Raw genomic sequence first — 18,940 nt, forward strand, 5'->3', positions numbered from 1 at the left:
ATAAATCCGGCCTTTATTAGTTACAGCACGTTCAATCAGAACAGCAAGCGAGCACGGATAGTGCCGTCAATCGCCTTCATACGTTGCAATGCCGCATCGGCACGCTCGGTTTCCGCTTCAATATCGATCACCACATAGCCGATTTCCGCACCGGTTTGCAGGTACTGCGCGGCGATGTTCACCCCTTCTTCAGCGAAGATCTGGTTAATTTGCGTCAGTACACCCGGACGGTTTTCATGGATGTGCAGCAGGCGGCTGGCGTTAGGCCCATGCGCCGGCAGGGACACTTCCGGGAAGTTTACCGCCGACAGGGTTGAGCCGTTGTCGGAATATTTCGCCAGCTTGCCGGCCACTTCGTCACCGATATTCTCCTGCGCTTCCTGAGTGGAGCCGCCAATGTGCGGGGTCAGGATCACGTTATCGAATTCGCAAAGCGGTGAGTTGAACGGCTCGCTGTTGGTCGCAGGCTCTTCCGGGAAGACGTCGATCGCCGCGCCGGCCAAGTGCTTGCTGGCCAATACCTTGCACAGTTCCGGAATATCCACCACGGTGCCGCGCGAGGCGTTGATCAGAATCGAGCCCGGCTTCATCAGTGCCAGCTCTTCTGCACCCATCATGTTTTTGGTTGATGGGGTTTCCGGCACGTGCAGCGTCACCACATCGCTCATATTGAGCAAGTCTGACAGGTGGCGCACCTGCTGAGCATTGCCCAACGGCAGCTTGTTCTCGATATCGTAGAAGAACACTTTCATGCCCAGGCCTTCGGCCAGGATGCCCAGTTGGGTACCGATATGGCCGTAGCCGATAATCCCCAACTTCTTGCCGCGCGCTTCAAACGAGCCCACGGCCAATTTTTGCCATTCGCCGCGGTGCGCTTTGGCGTTGGCGGATGGAATGCCGCGCAGCATCAGCAGCAGTTCGCCCAGCACCATTTCGGCCACGGATCGGGTATTAGAGAAAGGTGCGTTAAACACCGGAACGCCGCGTTTGGTCGCCGCCTTCAGATCAACCTGGTTAGTGCCGATGCAGAAACACCCTACCGCCACCAGCTTTTCTGCAGCGGCGAAGACTTCTTCGGTCAGATGCGTACGCGATCGGATGCCGACGAAGTGAGCATCGCGGATGGATGCCTTAAGCGCTTCGGTGTCTAACGCACCTTTGTGATATTCAATGTTGGTATATCCGGCTGCCAGCAGATTATCTACCGTGCTCTGATGAACCCCTTCCACCAACAGGAATTTAATCCTGTCTTTCTCCAATGATACTTTTGCCATTTACCCGACCCTATGTTCAGACTTCAGAAGCGGCTGTTGTTAACAGCACGCATCCAACATAACAAAAATAACGCGGGCGGCAATACAAACGATTGCCCGCCCGTCAGTACAAGGCTCAGCGATGTTGGCGGTTTGTGGCAGAAAATGCCATAGGGAAAGAAATAGACAGAAGCTTTGTGGAGCTAACGCTGACAATGTGACATATGTCACCAAATTTGGCGCTTTAAAGAAAAGATATTTTAGCCAGTGAATTATGCGGTCCGCTGGGATCCAAGATCGTATTCCAGAGGGGCGCCATAGCGACGCCCCTGCTAACACATGCGGTTATACGACGACTTTCACACCTTCAGGCGTGCCGACCAACGCCACATCGGCGCCGCGGTTGGCGAACAAACCGACGGTCACCACGCCGGCGATACCGTTGATTTTGTTTTCCAGCGCGATGGCGTCGACGATGCTCAGGTTGTGCACATCGAGGATCACGTTGCCGTTATCGGTCAGCACATTCTGACGATATTCCGGCAAGCCACCCAGCTTCACCAGTTCACGCGCCACATAGGAACGCGCCATCGGGATCACTTCGACCGGCAACGGGAATTTGCCCAGCACATCGACCTGCTTGCTGGCATCGACGATGCAGATAAACTTGCGCGCGATGGCGGCAATGATTTTTTCGCGTGTCAATGCGGCACCGCCGCCTTTGATCATCTGCATCTGGCGGTTGATTTCATCCGCGCCATCGACATAAATATCCAGCGAATCCACTTCATTGCTGTCGAACACGTGGATACCGAGGCTTTTCAGCTTGGCGGTGGAGGCGTCAGAGCTGGACACCGCCCCTTCGATCTGGTGCTTGATTGAGCCAAGCGCATCAATAAAGTGGGCGGCGGTGGAGCCGGTACCTACCCCAACGATGGTGCCAGGGGTTACGTAATCCAGCGCGGCCCAGCCAACCGCTTTTTTCAGTTCATCCTGCGTCATAATATGTCCATTGCCTCTGTACGAAAACGTGTGCGTATTATAGGGTAAATCGCTATTTTTCACTCAGGCAGGATCACACTTCTTCACCCTAAGCCGCATTTTTAGGCGCGTCGCGGCAAAGTCGCGCGGTGATTTTCCACCTGTAAAACACCTCAGATGTGGCATAGTGCCTGTATCTATTACTGTAAGGGATATCTTTCCGATGAAACGCCCAGACTATCGAACGCTACAAGCGCTGGACGCGGTGATCCGTGAGCGCGGCTTTGAGCGCGCCGCGCAAAAGCTTTGCATCACCCAATCGGCAGTATCCCAGCGCATCAAGCAGTTGGAAAACCTGTTCGGCCAACCGCTGCTGGTGCGCACCGTACCGCCGCGCCCGACCGAGCAGGGCCAAAAATTGCTGGCGCTGCTGCACCAGGTCGAGTTGCTGGAAGAAGAGTGGCTGGGCAACGACACCGGTATCGACACGCCGTTGCTGCTGTCGCTGGCGGTCAACGCCGACAGTCTGGCCACTTGGCTGCTGCCGGCGTTAAAACCGGTGCTGACGGACTCCCCTATCCGCCTGAACCTGCAGGTGGAAGACGAAACCCGTACCCAGGAACGCCTGCGGCGCGGTGAAGTGGTAGGCGCGGTGAGTATCCAACCACAGCCGCTGCCGAGCTGCCTGGTCGACCGGTTGGGCGCGCTGGACTATCTGTTTGTCGCCTCGAAAGGTTTTGCCGAGCGCTACTTCCCGAACGGCGTCACGCGTTCTGCGCTGCTGAAAGCGCCGGCGGTGGCGTTCGACCATCTCGATGACATGCACCAGGCTTTCCTGCAGCAGAACTTTGATCTGTCGCCGGGCAGCGTTCCCTGCCATATCGTGAACTCATCGGAAGCCTTCGTGCAGTTGGCTCGTCAGGGCACCACCTGCTGTATGATCCCGCATCTGCAGATTGAGAGAGAGTTGGAATCGGGCGAGCTTATCGACCTGACGCCGGGTCTGTTCCAGCGCCGCATGCTGTTCTGGCACCGCTTCGCGCCGGAAAGCCGCATGATGCGTAAAGTGACCGATGCCCTGCTGGAGCATGGTCGTCAGGTTCTGCGTCAGGATTAAAAGGTAAAAAGGTTCGCCGCAGCGAACCTCAGATTACTAACAAAGCTGTTTTAAGTCCGAGATTCCCGGATCTCGCGTACCGAGGGGCTATTACGGGATGCATCCCTGTATCCCCCCTTCGGGCCGACTGGAAGTCATTCCAATTTGCTCCCGGCAAATTGGTCAACGGCCAAGGTCGTAACGACCACGTCAGCACGCTCTCGCTAATAACAGGTTTTATCAGCAGTTTGAAAAACCTGACTTATACCCTAAATAATCGGAGTTGCATCACAACAAAACCAAGGGTTTTGTTGTGATGCGCTTGCGTTGGCCCCGACGGGGCGAGGCTTTGCCGAGTAACGCGGCCAGGGCGGTCACCCCAGATGCAGCTTCAAGTATGACGGGTATGTTACTGCGCCGTGTTGCGCTGCAGCTCGAAGACTACATCGACCTGATCGTCAAAGTGAATGCTCTGCTGCTCGTAGGTTTGCGCCACGTCGCTTTCCGCAGCAGCTCCCGCCGCTTTGTACATGCGCGCTACCGGCATCGGCTGGTAGTTGGCGACGTGATAACGAATGCTGTAAACCGGCCCCAGTTTCGCGTTGAAGCCTTTCGCCAGTGAAGCCGCCTGCTGCGTGGCGTTCTCGATGGCTTTCTGACGCGCCTGCTCGCGGTAAACATCCGGTTTGGCTACGCCCAACTCAACGGCGCGGATCTCGTTCAGGCCAGACTTCAACGCGCCGTCCAGCAGCTCGTTCAACTTATCCAACTGACGCAGAGTTACCTGCACCTGACGAACTGCACGGTAGCCTTTCAGCACCGACTCACCGGTTTTCAGGTAATCGTATTCCGGCTGGGTGCGCAGATTTGCGGCGCTGATGTCTTTCTTCTCGATATTGTTTTTCTGCAGGAAATCAAAATATTGCGCTACGCGCTCATCGACCTGCTTCTTCGCCTGTGCCGCGTCTTTAGAAGAAACGCTGACCTCGATCGCCAGGGTGGCGATATCTGGAGTGGCATCAACGCTTGAAGTGCCAGAGGTCACCACGTGCGGCCCTTCCGGCACTTCAGCCGCTTGCAACGCCAGCGGTAACGTCCCTAATCCAATCATTGCGGCCATAGCCAATGCTTTAAGCTTCACAGAGTCTCCTTGATGACAGGCTGTAACTGATTACCGGCCTTTCTCGACTGAAAACGGCCGGTTCCTTGGCATCAAACGTAGCATATCGCACGGGCTTTTGAATTCGGATTAGTGACAAATTCTTATAAACTTGCGCCCTGCCAGGCCAATTGCAATGCGATGCCCCACATCACCACGCCGACCAGCGTATTGATGACGCGCTGTGCCATTTGGGTCTTCAACCAGGGTGCCAGCCAGGAAGCCAACAGCGCCAGCGCGAAGAACCAAAGAATCGACGCGCTCACCGCCCCCAGCGCAAACCAGGAACGAACGTCCGGCGCCAACTGACCGCCCAGGCTGCCCAACACCACAAAAGTATCGAGATAAACGTGCGGATTAAGCCAGGTTACCGCCAGCATGGTCACCACCAGCCGCCAGCGACTCTGCTTCAGTTCCTCGGCCGTTGCCAGCGCCAATTGGCGGCTGAACGCGGTGCGAAACGCCCCCCAGCCGTACCACAACAGAAAGGCAACCCCGCCCCAGGTGACCAACGCCAGCAGCAACGGCGAACGACTCAACAACGCGCTCCCGCCGAAAATCCCCCCGCAAATCAACACAACATCGCTCAATGCGCACAGTGAGGCGACCATCAGATGATACTGACGGCGGATGCCCTGGTTCATGACAAAAACATTTTGCGGGCCCAGCGGCAGGATCATCGCGGCGCTCAGGGCAAAGCCCTGCAGAAAGACAGCTAGCATGGTATTCCTCACAGAAAGAGTGCGCCGGTCAGCGGCGCGTGTCGGTCAACACGCGCATCATAGGAGGAAAAAATTATTAGGTGAAATTGATATTTCTAATCAACTATCAGCAATGCTAATAATCAGGCGGGAATGACAAAACCCAGCTCCTGAGAAATGCGCTGTGCGGTTGCCAGCACTGGCTTAATCAGGGCTTTAACGCCGATTTGCTGCAGTTTGGCGGTCGGCAACGATACCGATACCGCGTAGGGCACCCGCTGTTGGATATCAAACACCGGCGCCGCTACGCAGGACACGCCCAGCTCATTTTCTTCGCGATCCATCGCCATGCCCTGTTTGCGAATGTCGGCCAATTCCTCATACATCTTCGGTAATTCGGTAATGGTATTGCGCGTCAGCGTCTGGATCTCATGCTGATGTGTCTGCCAGTAGTGTTCCGGATAATCACTGTTGCCGTAGGCCATAAATATCTTGCCCATCGCCGAGCAGTACAGCGGCATATGCTGACCGATATAGGCACGAGTGCGCATCATGCCGGTGGTGGGCTCCAGCTTGTAGATCAAAATAACGTGGTCGTCTTCACGGCTGGAGAAGTTTACCGTCTCCCCCACCTCAAGATTGAGCTGCTCCAGATGTGGTGCGGCAACGTGGATAATATTCAGCGAAGAAAGCGCTTTCTGGCCGACCGAAATGAACTTGGTGGTCAGGCGATAGCTGCCGGGCGACGGCGCCTGTGTCACATATCCGCTGGTATGCAACCCTTGCAGCAGGCGATGGACGGTGCTTTTGTTCATGCCGGCCAACTCAGACAGATGCGCCAGTGGGCAGCCGTTAGGGAAGTTGCTCAGGATCTCAATCAGTTGCAATCCGCGGAACAGGCTTTGACTGCCCAGGGGTTTGTCTTTCTTGTCATCTTTCTCTTCGACAGCTTTCAAGCTCATTGCGCAATTTCTCCAGTGTCGAACCGCCGGCCAACGCCACGGCGTGGCAAACGGCCCCTTTGCCGGGAATGTTACCCCAAGGCCCGCATCAGGTGAAGACGGAACGCCGTTTCATTGTCAGCAGCAGGTTAAAAATGCGCAACATTCTGCTAACCCCTGAAGTGAGTTGTACGTCACAATTCCGCAAAGACATAAATAACCAATTGATTTAAAACAATAATTAAAACACCTCCGGCTTTGCTTTAGATTGGCGTTCGGCATATTATTTTTGAAATTGAATTTCGCATATTGAAATTTAACGGACATATAAACACCAGAAAGCATAAATCCGATTGCGTATTTCACTACCAGGGGCGCATCACATGACACCAGATAATGCGGAACAACCCATTCTAACCCTCAGCCATATCGTTAAGCGCTTTGGCGGCAACGTCGCGGTAAACGACGTCAGTCTGCAGGTGATGCCTGGCGAAGTCCTGGCCCTGCTGGGCGAAAATGGCGCCGGCAAATCGACGCTGATCAAAGTGCTGGCCGGGGTGTATCCACGCGATGGCGGCGACATTCAGTTTCAGGGCACCAGCATAGCCTCCGCCGCGGCGATAAAAAGTGACAGTCGCCAGCCTATTGCCTTTATTCATCAGGATCTCGGGCTGATCGAATGGATGACGGTAGCGGAGAACATGGCGCTGGTGATGGGATTCCCACGCCGCTTCGGCCTGATCGACTGGCGAGCCATTCGCCGCCGCGCTGCTCAGGCGCTGCAGGATGTCGGCATCGCGCTGGATCCCGATGCCAGGGTGTTCGAACTGTCGCGCACCGAGAAATCCCTGCTGGCGATCGCCCGGGCGGTGGCCGTTAACGCCGAACTGCTGGTGTTGGATGAGCCGACCGCCTCGCTGCCCGCCAACGATGTGCGTCATCTGTTTGCCGTCATTAACCGGCTGCGCGACAAAAAGGTCGGCATGATTTACGTCACCCATCGGCTGGACGAAGTGATCGAGATTGCCGACCGGGTATGCGTCATGCGCGACGGCCGCTATGTGGCGGGCGGCAATACCGCCGACTATTCGCTGCGGGATCTGGTGCAGATGATCGTCGGTGAGGCAATGGCAGAAGATCAGCGCGAGCCCCTGCCGGAAAATCAGCCGCCGGTGTTGCAGCTCAATCACGTGGTGGTGGGCGATATCGGCCCGGTCAGCTTTAACCTGCAGCCCGGTGAAATGCTGGCGCTGGCCGGCCTGCGCGGCGCAGGCCAAGAAGAGATTGGCCGCCTGCTGTTCGGCCTGCGTCATGCCGATGAAGGTGAAATCCGCTTTCGCGACCAACCCTATAGCGCCAGTAGCCCACAACAGGCCATGGCCTGCGGCGTTTCGCTGGTGGCGGGTGACCGTACCGGCGAAAGCCTGGTGATGTCGATGAGCGTGCGTGAAAACCTGTTTATCAACCCTTGTGCCAGTGGCCACAAGCTGCTTTCCCGCTACAGCCGCCGGGCCGAAATCGGCGCCAGTTGGTGGAAAGTACAGCTGTTCGACGTGCGGCCCAAGGACGTCAATATCGATATCAGCGCCCTGTCCGGCGGGAACCAGCAAAAGGTGGTGATGGCGCGCTGGATGCACCTCGGTGCCCCATTGCTGATCCTGGAAGATCCCACCGCCGGTGTAGACGTAGGGGCCCGGGCGGAAATCTACCATCTGTTAAATAAATCCCTGGCGGAGGGCGTGGCGGTGTTGGTGATCTCCAATGACTTTGAAGAGATCGCCCATATCTGCAACCGCGCACTGGTATTCAACCGGGGAAAAGTGGTCGGCGAGCTGAAAAATCAGCAGGTGTCATTCGCCAATTTATTGGAACTGGCCTCCGCCAGCTCCGGGGAACCCCTCGCGACAACGTTAGAATCTGAGGTAGGCCATGTCTAAAACATCTGTTAAATCAACGGCACTGGAGCAAAGAGTCAGCCTGTCGCAGGACGGTGCCGGCCCCTGGCTGATGCAGGTTCTCACCCGCTACGGCCTGCTGCTGCTGTGCGTTGCGCTGGTGGTGCTATTTTCGCTGATCGCACCGTCTTTCGCGTCCATGCTGACGCTGCAGGCAATCCTCTCCAGCAAAGCCAAGATTGCGCTGCTGGCACTGGCGGCGACCATCCCGATGATCGTCGGCAAAATTGACCTTAACGTCGGTTTCGGCATCGTGCTGTGGCATATCCTGGCCATCACCCTGCAGGTGGAATACGGCTTTTCGTGGCAGATGGCGGTACTGACGGTGCTGGCCCTTTCCGCTCTGTACGGCCTGCTGAACGGCATTCTGGTGGCACTGGCGGACATCGACAGCTTCGTCGCCACGCTCGGATCCGGCACCGTGCTGTATGCCATTGCGCTGTGGCACTCCGGCGGGAGGCAGATCGTCGGCGATCTGCCGGATGCTTTCATCGCCCTGCACCATACCGAGATCGGCGGGATCCCGATCGTCGCATTCTACGTGCTGATCGTCGCCGTGGTGCTGTGGTTGATCACCGAACATACCCCGCTTGGCCGCTGCATGTACGCCGTGGGCGGCAATCCGGCGGCGGCACGGCTGAACGGCATCTCGGTCAATCGCTTCACCATTGGCGCCTTTATCGCCTCCAGCGTGCTGACCGGCTTCAGTGGCGTACTGATCGCCGCCGAACAGGGCGTTGGTCAGGCCAGCGTCGGCATGGACTACCTGCTGCCGGCGCTGGTCGGCGCCTTCCTCGGCAGCACCACCATTCGCCCGGGCCGGGTTAACGTCTGGGGCACCGTGGTTGGCATTGCCATTCTGGCTATCGGCATCGCCGGTATCCAACAGTTCGGCGGTGAATTCTGGGTCGAGCCACTGTTCAACGGTGCGACGCTGTTGCTGTCGATCACCCTGGCGGGCTATGCCCAACGCCGCCGGTTACTCAATCAAAAAGCGGTACAACGCAGCCCAGCCGCTACGGCTGATAAAAATAACCAAAAAGCGATCAATCCTTAACCAGGAGTGCACCGAATGAAACGTCTTTGGATATTACCGACTACCCTGCTGCTGGCCAGCGCTGCTTCATCCGCCTGGGCCGACGCCTATCTGGATCAGGCCACCGCAGCGGTCGCCAAGGCGACTGCCAGCGTGACTCAGTGGGACGGCCCCACCAGCGGGCCACAGCTGCAAGCCAACAAGAAAATCATCTTTATCGCTTCGGACATGAAAAACGGCGGTGTGCAAGGGGTGCAGGAAGGCCTGAGCGAAGCGGCGAAAGCCGCGGGCTGGAAGCTCGAAACCCTCGACGGCGGTGGCTCGGTGAAAGATCAGCTGGCCTCGCTCAATCAGGCGATTGCCCAAAAGCCGGACGGCATAGTGATCGGCGGCTGGAACCCTAACGTCGCCAAGATCCCGCTGAAAAAGGCCATTCAACAAGGCATAGTGCTGACGGCCTGGCACGCGGTGCCGGAGCCGGGGCCAATCGCCAAGTACAACGTGTTCTATAACGTCACCTCTGACTCTGACGAAGTGGCGCGCATTGCCGCCCAATATGCCGTGGTGCAGTCCGGCGGCAAAGCCAGCGTGCTGATCTTCACCGATTCGCTGTACCAAATCGCGCTGGACAAAGCCAACGTGATGAAGGAGGAGATCGGCAAATGCAGCGGCTGCAAGGTGGTTGAGTTTATCGATACCCCACTGGCGGACACCGCCAACCGCATGCCCGCCATGACCTTCAGCCTGCTGCAGAAATACGGCGATCAATTCCAGTACGCACTGGCGATTAACGATTTGTATTTTGACTTTATGGCACCGGCACTGAAAACCGCCGGTAAGGGCGGTACCCATGCGCCATACAGCATTTCCGCCGGCGACGGCTCGATTTCGGCCTATCAGCGCATTCGTTCAGGCGGCAGCCAGTCGGCCACGGTGCCGGAGCCGCTTAAACTGCACGGCTGGCAACTGCTGGATGAGTTCAACCGCGCCTTCGCCAAACAGCCACCTTCCGGCTACGTGACCCCGGCGCACCTGGTGACCCGCGACAACATCACCGCCGACGGCGGCGCCAGTAACCTGTATGACCCGCAAAATGATTATCAGGGCCATTACAAAGCCATTTGGGGCGTGAAGTAAGCGGAGGTCAGCATGAACGAACTGATGGCGGGCCCGCCGCTCGAACGCCTGTGCTCACCGGCCATTTGGGCCGAGGGGCCGGTGTGGCTGCCCGCGCAAAATGCGGTGGTGTTCAGCGATGTGAAAGGCAATCGCATGTTCCGCTGGTCGCGACAGGGGGAACTGAGCCTGTGGCGCTCCCCGTCGCATTATGCCAACGGCAACGCACGGGATGCCGAAGGCCGCGTGGTCAGCTGCGAGCACGGACGACGCGGCATCAGCCGAACCGAAAACAACGGTGAGGTGCAAATGCTGGTCGATCGCGTTGACGGCAAGCGTTTCAACTCACCCAACGATCTGGCGGTACGTTCCGACGGCACCCTTTGGTTTACCGATCCGCCCTACGGCATTATCGGTGACGAGGAAGGTTACAAGTCGGAAAGCCAGATCGTTGGCTGTTACCTTTACTGCTTCGATCCCCGCGACGGTTCGCTGAACATCGCGGCCAGCGATCTGCAGCGCCCTAACGGCCTGGCGTTCTCGCCGGATGAGTCTCTGCTGTACGTGGCGGATATGTCGATCGTCGATTTCCCAACCCTGGGCCGCAGAGAGCTGCGGGTGTATCAGGTTAACGGACGTGATCTGAACGCCGGACGCCGTTTTGCCACCGTGGCCCCCGGCTTCCCGGACGGTTTTTGTGTCGATGCGTTAGGAAACATTTTTTGCAGCTGTGCCGACGGCATACTGATCTTCGACAGTCAGGGAACACAGCTCGGTAAGATCGAAGTGCCGGAGCGGGTTTCCAACTGCACGTTTGGCGGACCAGACGGCAATGAGTTGTACATCACCGCCACCACTTCGCTGTACCGCAAAATACTGAATACGTGAGGGTAATTAGTCATAAAGGCCAAAGCAGAGCGGGCAGTTACCGCTCTGCTTTGCCACGCCTAAAACACCGCAACGGCCAAAAACGTGTCTGCGATCACAAAACCACCAAGTTAATTTAACCACTTGTTTTATATAAATAACTTTCTCTTCCCTCGCTTTGACTTCACCTGGCCGCAGGTATAGCATTTATTTGAAATGCAATTTCGCATATTGAAATTCAAAGAACATAAAACAAACAAAAATGCCGTAGCGGAGAACCAGCATGAGAGTGAGTTACACCGATCTGAAACAGGAATTCAAACGCGTGCTGCTGTCGCGGGGCGTGGCGGAAGCCACCGCCGATGACTGTGCGGGCATGTTCGCCGACACCTCTGCCAACGGCGTTTACTCCCACGGCGTTAACCGTTTCCCACGCTTTATTCAGCAGTTGGACGCCGGCGATATCGTGCCGGACGCCGAACCCAGCAAGCTGTTGTCACTCGGAGCCATTGAACAATGGGACGCGCATCAGGGTATCGGCAATCTCACGGCGCGCCGGATGATGGATCGCGCCATGCAGTTGGCCGACAGCCACGGCATAGGTCTGGTGGCCCTGCGCAATGCCAACCACTGGATGCGCGGCGGCGGTTTCGGTTGGCAGGCGGCGGAGAAAGGTTATATCGGTATCTGCTGGACCAACTCAATTGCCGTTATGCCACCCTGGGGCGCCAAGGAGTGCCGGATCGGCACCAACCCGCTGATCGTCGCGGTGCCGGGCAACCCCATCACCATGGTGGATATGTCGATGTCGATGTTCTCCTATGGTGCACTGGAGCTAAATCGGCTGGCGGGCAAAACGCTGCCGGTGGACGGCGGTTTCGACAACGACGGTCAATTGACGCGCGATCCGGCCACCATTGAAGAGAACCGCCGCATTTTGCCGATGGGCTACTGGAAAGGATCCGCGCTGTCGATCGTGCTCGATATGATTGCCACCCTGCTGTCTGGCGGATCCTCAGTGGCGGAAGTGACCGAAGACAACCGCGAAGAGTATGGCGTGTCGCAGGTCTTCATCGCCATTGAGATCGAACGCTTGATCGACGGCGCCACCCGCGATGCCAAACTGCAGCGCATCATGGACTACATCACCAGCGCAGAACGCGACAACCCGGAGATAGCCATTCGCCTGCCGGGCCATAAATTCCCACGTATTCACGCGGAAAACATGCGTGACGGCATTCCCGTGGATGAGCGCGTCTGGGCGCGTATTCAGGCGCTTTAACAGGAGAGTCACCATGATATTCGGCCATATTGCCCATACTTCGCCGGAGCAGTACCCAGCGCCGGTGGCCAAAGCCATCGCCTATCTGCAAAGCACCGATTTCAGCGCCCTGCCCACTGGTCGGTATCAGGATCCTGCCACCGGCTACGTGGTACAGGTGCTGGATCTGCAGACCCACCAGCCGAGCGATCTGCGACCGGAGGTACACCGGGAAAACGTCGACGTGCAGTTTCTGGTCAGCGGCACCGAATTGATCGGTGTGGCGGCAGATCGTGGTAATAACCCGATCCACCAGGATTTGCTGGCGCAGCGCGACATTCTTTTTTATCAGGACGTCGCCGATGAATCCTGGTTAACCCTGCGGCCCGGAAATTTTGCGGTATTTTTCCCGCAGGATGTGCATCGCCCGGCCTGTATTAACCAACAGCCCGGCGATATTCGCAAAGTGGTGGTGAAAATACCGCTGGCATTATTTAGCGCTTAATTAGCAGCAAACGAAAACCTGCAAAAAACACCGGTCCTCAGGCCGGTGCGGGCGCCCTTGTGCCCAACGCAAACCAAAACAATAAAGCCCGACCCTACAAAATAGCGAAAGGTGTATAGATGAATACAGCCTCTGTTTCCGTTAGCCGCAGCCAGGTCATTCCCAAATTACGCTGGTTGAGAATAGTGCCGCCTATTCTTATTACCTGCATCATCTCCTACATGGACCGGGTGAATATTGCCTTCGCCATGCCCGGCGGCATGGACGATGAACTCGGCATCACCGCTTCCATGGCCGGCCTGGCCGGCGGCATCTTCTTTATCGGCTATCTGTTTTTGCAGGTGCCGGGTGGCAAGCTGGCGGTGTATGGCAACGGCAAGAAATTCATCGGCTGGTCACTGCTGGCCTGGGCGGTGATCTCGGTACTGACCGGGCTGGTCAGCAATCAATATCAGCTGTTATTCCTGCGTTTCGCGCTGGGCGTCTCCGAGGGCGGCATGCTGCCGGTGGTGCTGACCATGATCAGCAACTGGTTCCCGGACAAGGAGCGCGGGCGCGCCAACGCCATCGTAATTATGTTCGTGCCCATTGCCGGTATTCTCACCGCGCCGCTGTCCGGTTGGATCATCACCGCCTGGGACTGGCGCATGCTGTTCCTGGTGGAAGGCGCGCTGTCGCTGGTGGTGATGGTGCTGTGGTATTTCACCATCAGCAACCGCCCGCAGGAGGCCAAGTGGATTTCACAGGCTGAAAAAGACTACCTGATCAAAACGTTGCATGACGAACAGCTGCTGATCAAAGGCAAGACGGTGCGTAACGCCTCGCTGCGCCGGGTGCTGGGCGACAAGATCATGTGGCAGTTGATCATGGTGAACTTCTTCTATCAAACCGGGATCTACGGCTACACCCTGTGGTTGCCGACCATCCTCAAGGGGCTGACCAACGGCAACATGGAGCAGGTCGGCATGCTGGCCATCCTGCCCTATATCGGCGCCATCTTCGGCATGCTGATCATCTCCACCCTGTCCGATCGTACCGGCAAACGCAAAGTGTTCGTCGCATTGCCGCTGGCCTGCTTCGCCATCTGTATGGCGCTGTCAGTGCTGTTAAAAGATCACATCTGGTGGTCTTACGCAGCGCTGGTTGGCTGCGGCGTCTTTATCCAGGCCGCCGCCGGGGTGTTTTGGACCATTCCTCCCAAACTGTTTAACGCCGAAGTGGCCGGCGGGGCACGCGGCGTGATCAACGCACTGGGCAACCTGGGCGGCTTCTGCGGCCCGTACATGGTCGGCGTCTTGATCAGCCTGTTCAGCAAGGATGTCGGCGTTTACAGCCTGGCGGTATCGCTGGCCATCGCGTCGGTACTGGCACTGATGTTGCCGAATAAATGCGACCAGAAAGCGGGGGCCGAATAATGGAATATTGGTTGGGGTTGGACTGCGGCGGCACCTTTATCAAAGCCGGACTGTATGACCGCCGAGGTAGCGAGCTGGATATTGCCCGCCGTAATCTTGAGATTATCGCGCCACAGCCCGGCTGGGCGGAACGGGATATGCACGCGCTGTGGAGCACCGCCGCCGAGGTGATCCGGGAAGTCTTGGCCCGCAACGAGATTGCCGCCGGCGATATTCAGGCAATCGGCATCTCGGCACAGGGCAAGGGCGCGTTTTTATTGGATAAACGCGGCCTGCCGCTGGGCAACGCCATGCTGTCTTCCGATCAGCGCGCATTGACACTGGTGCAGGAGTGGCAAAAACAGGGCGTGCCGCAGGCGCTCTACCCGCAGACCCGACAAACGCTGTGGACCGGCCATCCGGTGTCATTGCTGCGCTGGGTCAGGCAACACCAGCCGGAACGCTATCGCCAAATTGGCAGCGTTTTGATGGCGCACGATTATCTGCGCCACTGCCTGACCGGCGAGCTGGCCTGCGAAGAGACCAATATTTCCGAATCCAATCTTTATCAGATGGCCGACGGCCGCTATGACCCGGCGCTGGCGCAGTTGCTGGGGATTGGCGACATCATGCCCGCGCTGCCACCGATCGTCGGTTCCGCCGAAATCGCCGGGCGCGTCAACGCTACCGCTGCCGCGGCCACCGGGCTGCTGCCGGGAACGCCGGTGGTTGGCGGGCTGTTTGACGTGGTGTCCACCGCACTGTGCGCCGGGCTGCAGGACGAAACCCGACTCAATGCGGTGATGGGTACCTGGTCGGTCACCAGCGGCATCACCGACCGCATTACCGCAGGGTTCGATCATCCCTTTGTTTATGGCCGTCATGCCGAAGCCGGCAAATACATCGTGCATGAAGCCAGCCCCACCTCCGCCGCCAACCTGGAGTGGTTCTGCCGACAATGGGGCCTGCAAGACTACGCCCAACTCAATGACTGGGTAGCGGCGTTGCCCAAGGCCGACAGCAGCCTGCTGTTCGCGCCCTTCCTGTATGGCTCCAACGCCGGGTTGGGCCTGAGCGCCAGCTTCCACGGCCTGCAGGCTTTCCACCAGCGCGAGCACCTGGTGCAGGCGATTTACGAGGGGGTGGTGTTCTGCCATATGACCCATCTCAACCGCATGCGGCAACGTTTCCCTGCGGCCACCGCGCTGCGCGTCACCGGTGGCCCAGCCAAGTCAGTGCCCTGGATGCAGATGTTTGCCGACGTCAGCGGCCTGCCGGTCGAACTGCCGCAGGTGGAAGAAACCGGCTGCCTGGGCGCCGCGATGGCGGCGATGGTCGGCAGCGGCGCATTCAGCGACTTCACCGCTGCCCAACGCGAGCTGGCGCCACGTATTGAGCGGGTGTTGCCGGATGCTTCAGCAAGCGCGGCCTACGGCAAAAAATACCAACGTTATCAGGCGCTGATTGCCGCGCTGCAAACGCTGCAATCCGCACAGTAAGGAGGCTTTATGAGCAATAAACCGCGCCTGCAGCTGGCGCTCGATCACACCCGGTTAGATGCCGCTCTGCAGACGGCAGAACGCCTGCGGCCCCACGTCGACATCATCGAGGCCGGCACCATCTTATGCATCAGCGCCGGTATTCAGGCGGTGAGCGCACTGCGCGAGCGCTGCCCGCAACATACGCTGGTGGCCGACCTGAAAGTGGCCGATGCCGGTGGCACGTTGGCGCAACAGGCCTTCGGCCACGGTGCCAACTGGATGACCGTCATTTGCGCCGCCCCGTTGGCCACCATGGCCAGTGCGCTGGAAGTGGCGCAACGACACCAGGGCGAGATCCAGATTGAGCTGTTCGGCCGCTGGACGTTGGAGGATGCCCAACAGTGGCGCGATCTCGGTATCCGCCAGGCGATATACCACCGTGGCCGCGACGCGCAGGCCAGCGGGCAAACCTGGAGCCATCAAGATTTGGATCTGATGAAGGCCTTGTCTGATCTGGGCATTGAATTGTCGGTGACCGGCGGTATCACGCCGACCGATTTGCCGCTGTTTAAAGACATCGCCGTGACCGCTTTTATCGTCGGCAGAGCGCTGGCGGAGGCTGCCGATCCGCTGGCCGCTGCCGGTCAGTTCCGCTCGGCCATTGATGACATCTGGAGAAGTTGATATGCGTCAGCACCCCTTGGGAATTTATGAAAAAGCCTTGCCGAAGCACCTGACCTGGCCCGAGCGGCTGGCGCTGGCCAAGGCCTGCGGTTTTGATTTTGTCGAAATGTCGGTGGATGAAAGCGACGAGCGGCTGGCACGTCTGAGCTGGAGCAAGGAGCAGCGGTTGTCGTTGGTCAGCGCCATGCTGGAAACCGGCATCAGCATCCCGTCGATGTGCTTGTCCGGTCATCGCCGCTTTCCCTTCGGCAGCCATGACGATGCGCTGCGTCAGCGTGCCTTCGAGATGATGGAACAGGCGATTCAACTGGCGAAGGACGTCGGCATCCGCACCATTCAGCTCGCCGGCTATGACGTCTATTACGAGCCGCAGGACGAAAGCACTCTTGCCCGCTTCACCGAGGGTATGCAGTGGTCAGTCGAGCGCGCCGCCGCAGCGCAGGTGATGCTGGCGGTAGAGATCATGGACACCGCCTTTATGAACTCCATCAGCAAATGGAAGGCCTGGGACGCCTGCCTGGCCTCCCCCTGGTTCACGGTTTATCCGGACGTCGGCAATCTGAGCGCCTGGGGCAATGACGTGGCGCAGGAGTTGGCGCTGGGCATTGACCGCATCGCCGCCATCCATTTGAAGGACACTTACCCGGTTACCGACAGCTCGCCGGGACAGTTCCGCGACGTGCCGTTTGGCGAAGGCTGCGTCGATTTTGTCGCCGTATTCCGCACCCTGAAACAGCTTAACTACCGTGGTGCTTTCCTGATTGAAATGTGGACCGAAAAAGCCGAAGAGCCAGTGGCCGAGATTGTGCAGGCCCGCCGGTGGATCGAACAGAAAATGCAACAAGGGGGTATGACATGCTAACGCTGCCGCAGCTTAAACAACAGGTGCTGGAAGCCAACCTAGACCTGCCGCGCCATAACCTGGTGACCTTCACCTGGGGTAACGTCAGCGCCGTGGATCGCGAACGCGGGCTGGTGGTGATCAAACCTTCCGGCGTGGAGTATGAACACATGACTGCGGAGGACATGGTGGTGGTCGATCTCGCCAACGGGCACACCGTCGAGGGCACCAAAAAGCCCTCTTCTGACACCGCTACCCATCTGGCGCTGTACCGTGAATTCGCCGATATCGGCGGTATCGTTCATACCCATTCGCGCCACGCTACCATCTGGGCGCAGGCAGGATTGGATATCCCCGCCTGGGGCACCACCCACGCCGATTACTTCTACGGTGCGATTCCCTGTACCCGCCTGATGACCGAAGACGAAATTGAGCATGAATACGAGCTGGAAACCGGCAAGGTCATTATCGATACCTTCCGCCGTCGCGGCATCAACCCGAACGCCATTCCGGCAGTATTGGTCAATTCACACGGGCCGTTCGCCTGGGGAAAGGACGCGCACAGCGCGGTGCATAACGCCGTGGTGCTGGAAGAAATTGCCTACATGGGGATTTTTTCACGTCAGCTGACGCCGGGCATTCACAGCATGCAACCGGCACTGCTGGATAAACATTACCTGCGCAAACACGGCAAAAATGCCTACTACGGGCAATAAGCCGGCAACGCCTTTCAGTAATTCTTTTGGCAGCCAGACGCCGTTCGGCGTCTGGTGAAAGCCCCTCTGCCGGGTTAGCCGTTCACCCTCCTTTGGCAAGGGGCCGGGCAGCGACAACTGACTGGCGGCCAAAAATTCGTTATTATCCGCTCCCACTTTCCCGTCGGGCAGCCTGATGTCTAAGATTATCGATACCTTTATTGCCCCGCCGTGCCATGACCAGATAGAGACGTTGTATCAGGACGAGAGTCTGGTGCTTATCAATAAACCCGCCGGGCTGCTAAGCCTCTCAGGGAAAAACCCGCAAAACCTCGATTCGGTACATCATCGGCTGGTGCAGCTATTTCCTGGCTGTACGCTGGTCCACCGCCTTGATTTCGGCACTTCCGGGCTGATGGTGATAGCGCGTAATAAAGCGATCAATGCCGCCCTTTGCCAACAGTTCAGTCAGCGTACCGTCACCAAGGTGTACAGCGCATTGCTTTGCGGGCACCTGAACGACGACGAAGGGGTGATAGATGCCGCAATTGCCAAAGACCCGGCGCTGTTCCCGCTGATGTCGATTTGCTCACTCCACGGCAAGCCCGCTCGCTCACGCTATCGGGTCGTTGAACGCACTTATCGCGAGTTGACAGACGGGACGTTACTGCCGTTGACGCGGGTACAGTTAATCCCGGAGACCGGACGCACCCATCAGCTGCGTATCCACTGCCAGCATCTGGGCCATCCTATTTTGGGCTGTGACCTGTATGGCGGCCGTCTGCTGCCAGGCACCGAATGGACGCCGCGATTGATGCTGCACGCCAGCGAACTGCATTTCGTTCATCCTGTCAGCGCAGAGAAGATCAAAGCCCACCATGCTTGCCCGTTCTGAGAACAGAGTATTTAAGCCGTTTTGTCTGAAACAGAACGGCTCATCTCAGCGCATCGCTGCAAGCCGCTGGCTCTGGTGT

18 protein-coding genes are annotated in these 18,940 nt (G+C 57.9%); 13 read left to right on the forward strand and 5 right to left on the reverse strand.

Going from position 1 to position 18,940, the window contains the following annotated elements; translation table 11 throughout:
• Positions 1–35 precede the first annotated feature (35 nt).
• The gene (serA, locus tag EBA31_RS21220; protein ID WP_020828501.1) at positions 36–1,274 is read right to left on the reverse strand and encodes a phosphoglycerate dehydrogenase; all 1,239 of its coding nucleotides are present in this window, start codon (positions 1,272–1,274) and stop codon (positions 36–38) included.
• Between the two features lie 324 nt (positions 1,275–1,598).
• The gene (rpiA, locus tag EBA31_RS21225) at positions 1,599–2,255 is read right to left on the reverse strand and encodes a ribose-5-phosphate isomerase RpiA (protein ID WP_122080148.1); all 657 of its coding nucleotides are present in this window, start codon (positions 2,253–2,255) and stop codon (positions 1,599–1,601) included.
• A gap of 202 nt (positions 2,256–2,457) precedes the next feature.
• On the opposite strand from rpiA, the gene EBA31_RS21230 reads away from it, so the two are divergent.
• Positions 2,458–3,351 carry a LysR family transcriptional regulator ArgP gene (locus EBA31_RS21230; RefSeq protein ID WP_044553276.1) on the forward strand — a complete coding sequence of 298 codons (894 nt, stop codon included), beginning with the start codon at positions 2,458–2,460 and terminating at the stop codon, positions 3,349–3,351.
• Between the two features lie 388 nt (positions 3,352–3,739).
• On the opposite strand, the gene EBA31_RS21240 is transcribed toward EBA31_RS21230, so the two are convergent.
• The 3 genes from EBA31_RS21240 to EBA31_RS21250 form a co-directional block, all read right to left on the reverse strand.
• Positions 3,740–4,471, reverse strand: coding sequence for an oxidative stress defense protein (locus tag EBA31_RS21240; protein ID WP_071888896.1), 732 nt, complete (start codon positions 4,469–4,471; stop codon positions 3,740–3,742).
• Positions 4,472–4,593: 122 nt separating this feature from the next.
• Positions 4,594–5,211 (reverse strand): arginine exporter ArgO, encoded by a 618-nt coding sequence (gene argO, locus EBA31_RS21245; RefSeq protein WP_020828505.1) that lies wholly within the window; start codon positions 5,209–5,211, stop codon positions 4,594–4,596.
• Between the two features lie 122 nt (positions 5,212–5,333).
• Positions 5,334–6,152, reverse strand: coding sequence for an IclR family transcriptional regulator (locus tag EBA31_RS21250; RefSeq protein WP_020828506.1), 819 nt, complete (start codon positions 6,150–6,152; stop codon positions 5,334–5,336).
• 362 nt (positions 6,153–6,514) lie between these two features.
• Between EBA31_RS21250 and EBA31_RS21255 the strand changes: the two genes are divergently transcribed.
• From EBA31_RS21255 to EBA31_RS21310, 12 genes are all read left to right on the forward strand, one after another.
• Entirely contained in the window at positions 6,515–8,068 is a 1,554-nt protein-coding gene (locus EBA31_RS21255) for a sugar ABC transporter ATP-binding protein (RefSeq protein ID WP_122080149.1), read from the forward strand.
• Positions 8,061–9,143 (forward strand): ABC transporter permease, encoded by a 1,083-nt coding sequence (locus tag EBA31_RS21260; RefSeq protein WP_046372694.1) that lies wholly within the window; start codon positions 8,061–8,063, stop codon positions 9,141–9,143. Before EBA31_RS21255 ends, EBA31_RS21260 begins: the two co-directional genes overlap by 8 nt.
• 15 nt (positions 9,144–9,158) lie before the next feature.
• Positions 9,159–10,259 carry a substrate-binding domain-containing protein gene (locus EBA31_RS21265; protein ID WP_122080150.1) on the forward strand — a complete coding sequence of 367 codons (1,101 nt, stop codon included), beginning with the start codon at positions 9,159–9,161 and terminating at the stop codon, positions 10,257–10,259.
• Between the two features lie 12 nt (positions 10,260–10,271).
• Entirely contained in the window at positions 10,272–11,126 is an 855-nt protein-coding gene (locus EBA31_RS21270) for an SMP-30/gluconolactonase/LRE family protein (protein WP_122080151.1), read from the forward strand.
• Between the two features lie 262 nt (positions 11,127–11,388).
• Positions 11,389–12,387: a 3-dehydro-L-gulonate 2-dehydrogenase gene (yiaK, locus tag EBA31_RS21275; RefSeq protein ID WP_046372691.1), complete on the forward strand. Its 999-nt coding sequence runs from the start codon at positions 11,389–11,391 to the stop codon at positions 12,385–12,387.
• A gap of 13 nt (positions 12,388–12,400) precedes the next feature.
• Positions 12,401–12,871, forward strand: coding sequence for a YhcH/YjgK/YiaL family protein (locus tag EBA31_RS21280; RefSeq protein ID WP_122080152.1), 471 nt, complete (start codon positions 12,401–12,403; stop codon positions 12,869–12,871).
• A gap of 119 nt (positions 12,872–12,990) precedes the next feature.
• Positions 12,991–14,286 (forward strand): MFS transporter, encoded by a 1,296-nt coding sequence (locus tag EBA31_RS21285; protein WP_044553291.1) that lies wholly within the window; start codon positions 12,991–12,993, stop codon positions 14,284–14,286.
• The gene (locus tag EBA31_RS21290) at positions 14,286–15,764 is read left to right on the forward strand and encodes an FGGY-family carbohydrate kinase (RefSeq protein ID WP_122080153.1); all 1,479 of its coding nucleotides are present in this window, start codon (positions 14,286–14,288) and stop codon (positions 15,762–15,764) included. Before EBA31_RS21285 ends, EBA31_RS21290 begins: the two co-directional genes overlap by 1 nt.
• A 9-nt stretch (positions 15,765–15,773) precedes the next feature.
• Positions 15,774–16,430, forward strand: a complete 657-nt coding sequence (ulaD, locus tag EBA31_RS21295; protein WP_020828515.1) for a 3-keto-L-gulonate-6-phosphate decarboxylase UlaD — start codon at positions 15,774–15,776, stop codon at positions 16,428–16,430.
• Between the two features lies 1 nt (position 16,431).
• Positions 16,432–17,292 carry an L-ribulose-5-phosphate 3-epimerase gene (locus tag EBA31_RS21300; protein ID WP_122080154.1) on the forward strand — a complete coding sequence of 287 codons (861 nt, stop codon included), beginning with the start codon at positions 16,432–16,434 and terminating at the stop codon, positions 17,290–17,292.
• Positions 17,286–17,987, forward strand: a complete 702-nt coding sequence (gene araD / locus EBA31_RS21305; protein ID WP_020828517.1) for an L-ribulose-5-phosphate 4-epimerase — start codon at positions 17,286–17,288, stop codon at positions 17,985–17,987. Before EBA31_RS21300 ends, araD begins: the two co-directional genes overlap by 7 nt.
• A 175-nt stretch (positions 17,988–18,162) precedes the next feature.
• Positions 18,163–18,861: an RluA family pseudouridine synthase gene (locus EBA31_RS21310; RefSeq protein WP_122080155.1), complete on the forward strand. Its 699-nt coding sequence runs from the start codon at positions 18,163–18,165 to the stop codon at positions 18,859–18,861.
• Positions 18,862–18,940: the final 79 nt, after the last annotated feature.

Origin of the sequence: Serratia sp. P2ACOL2, from assembly GCF_003691565.1 — a bacterium.
Taxonomy (GTDB): Bacteria; Pseudomonadota; Gammaproteobacteria; order Enterobacterales; family Enterobacteriaceae; genus Serratia; species Serratia liquefaciens.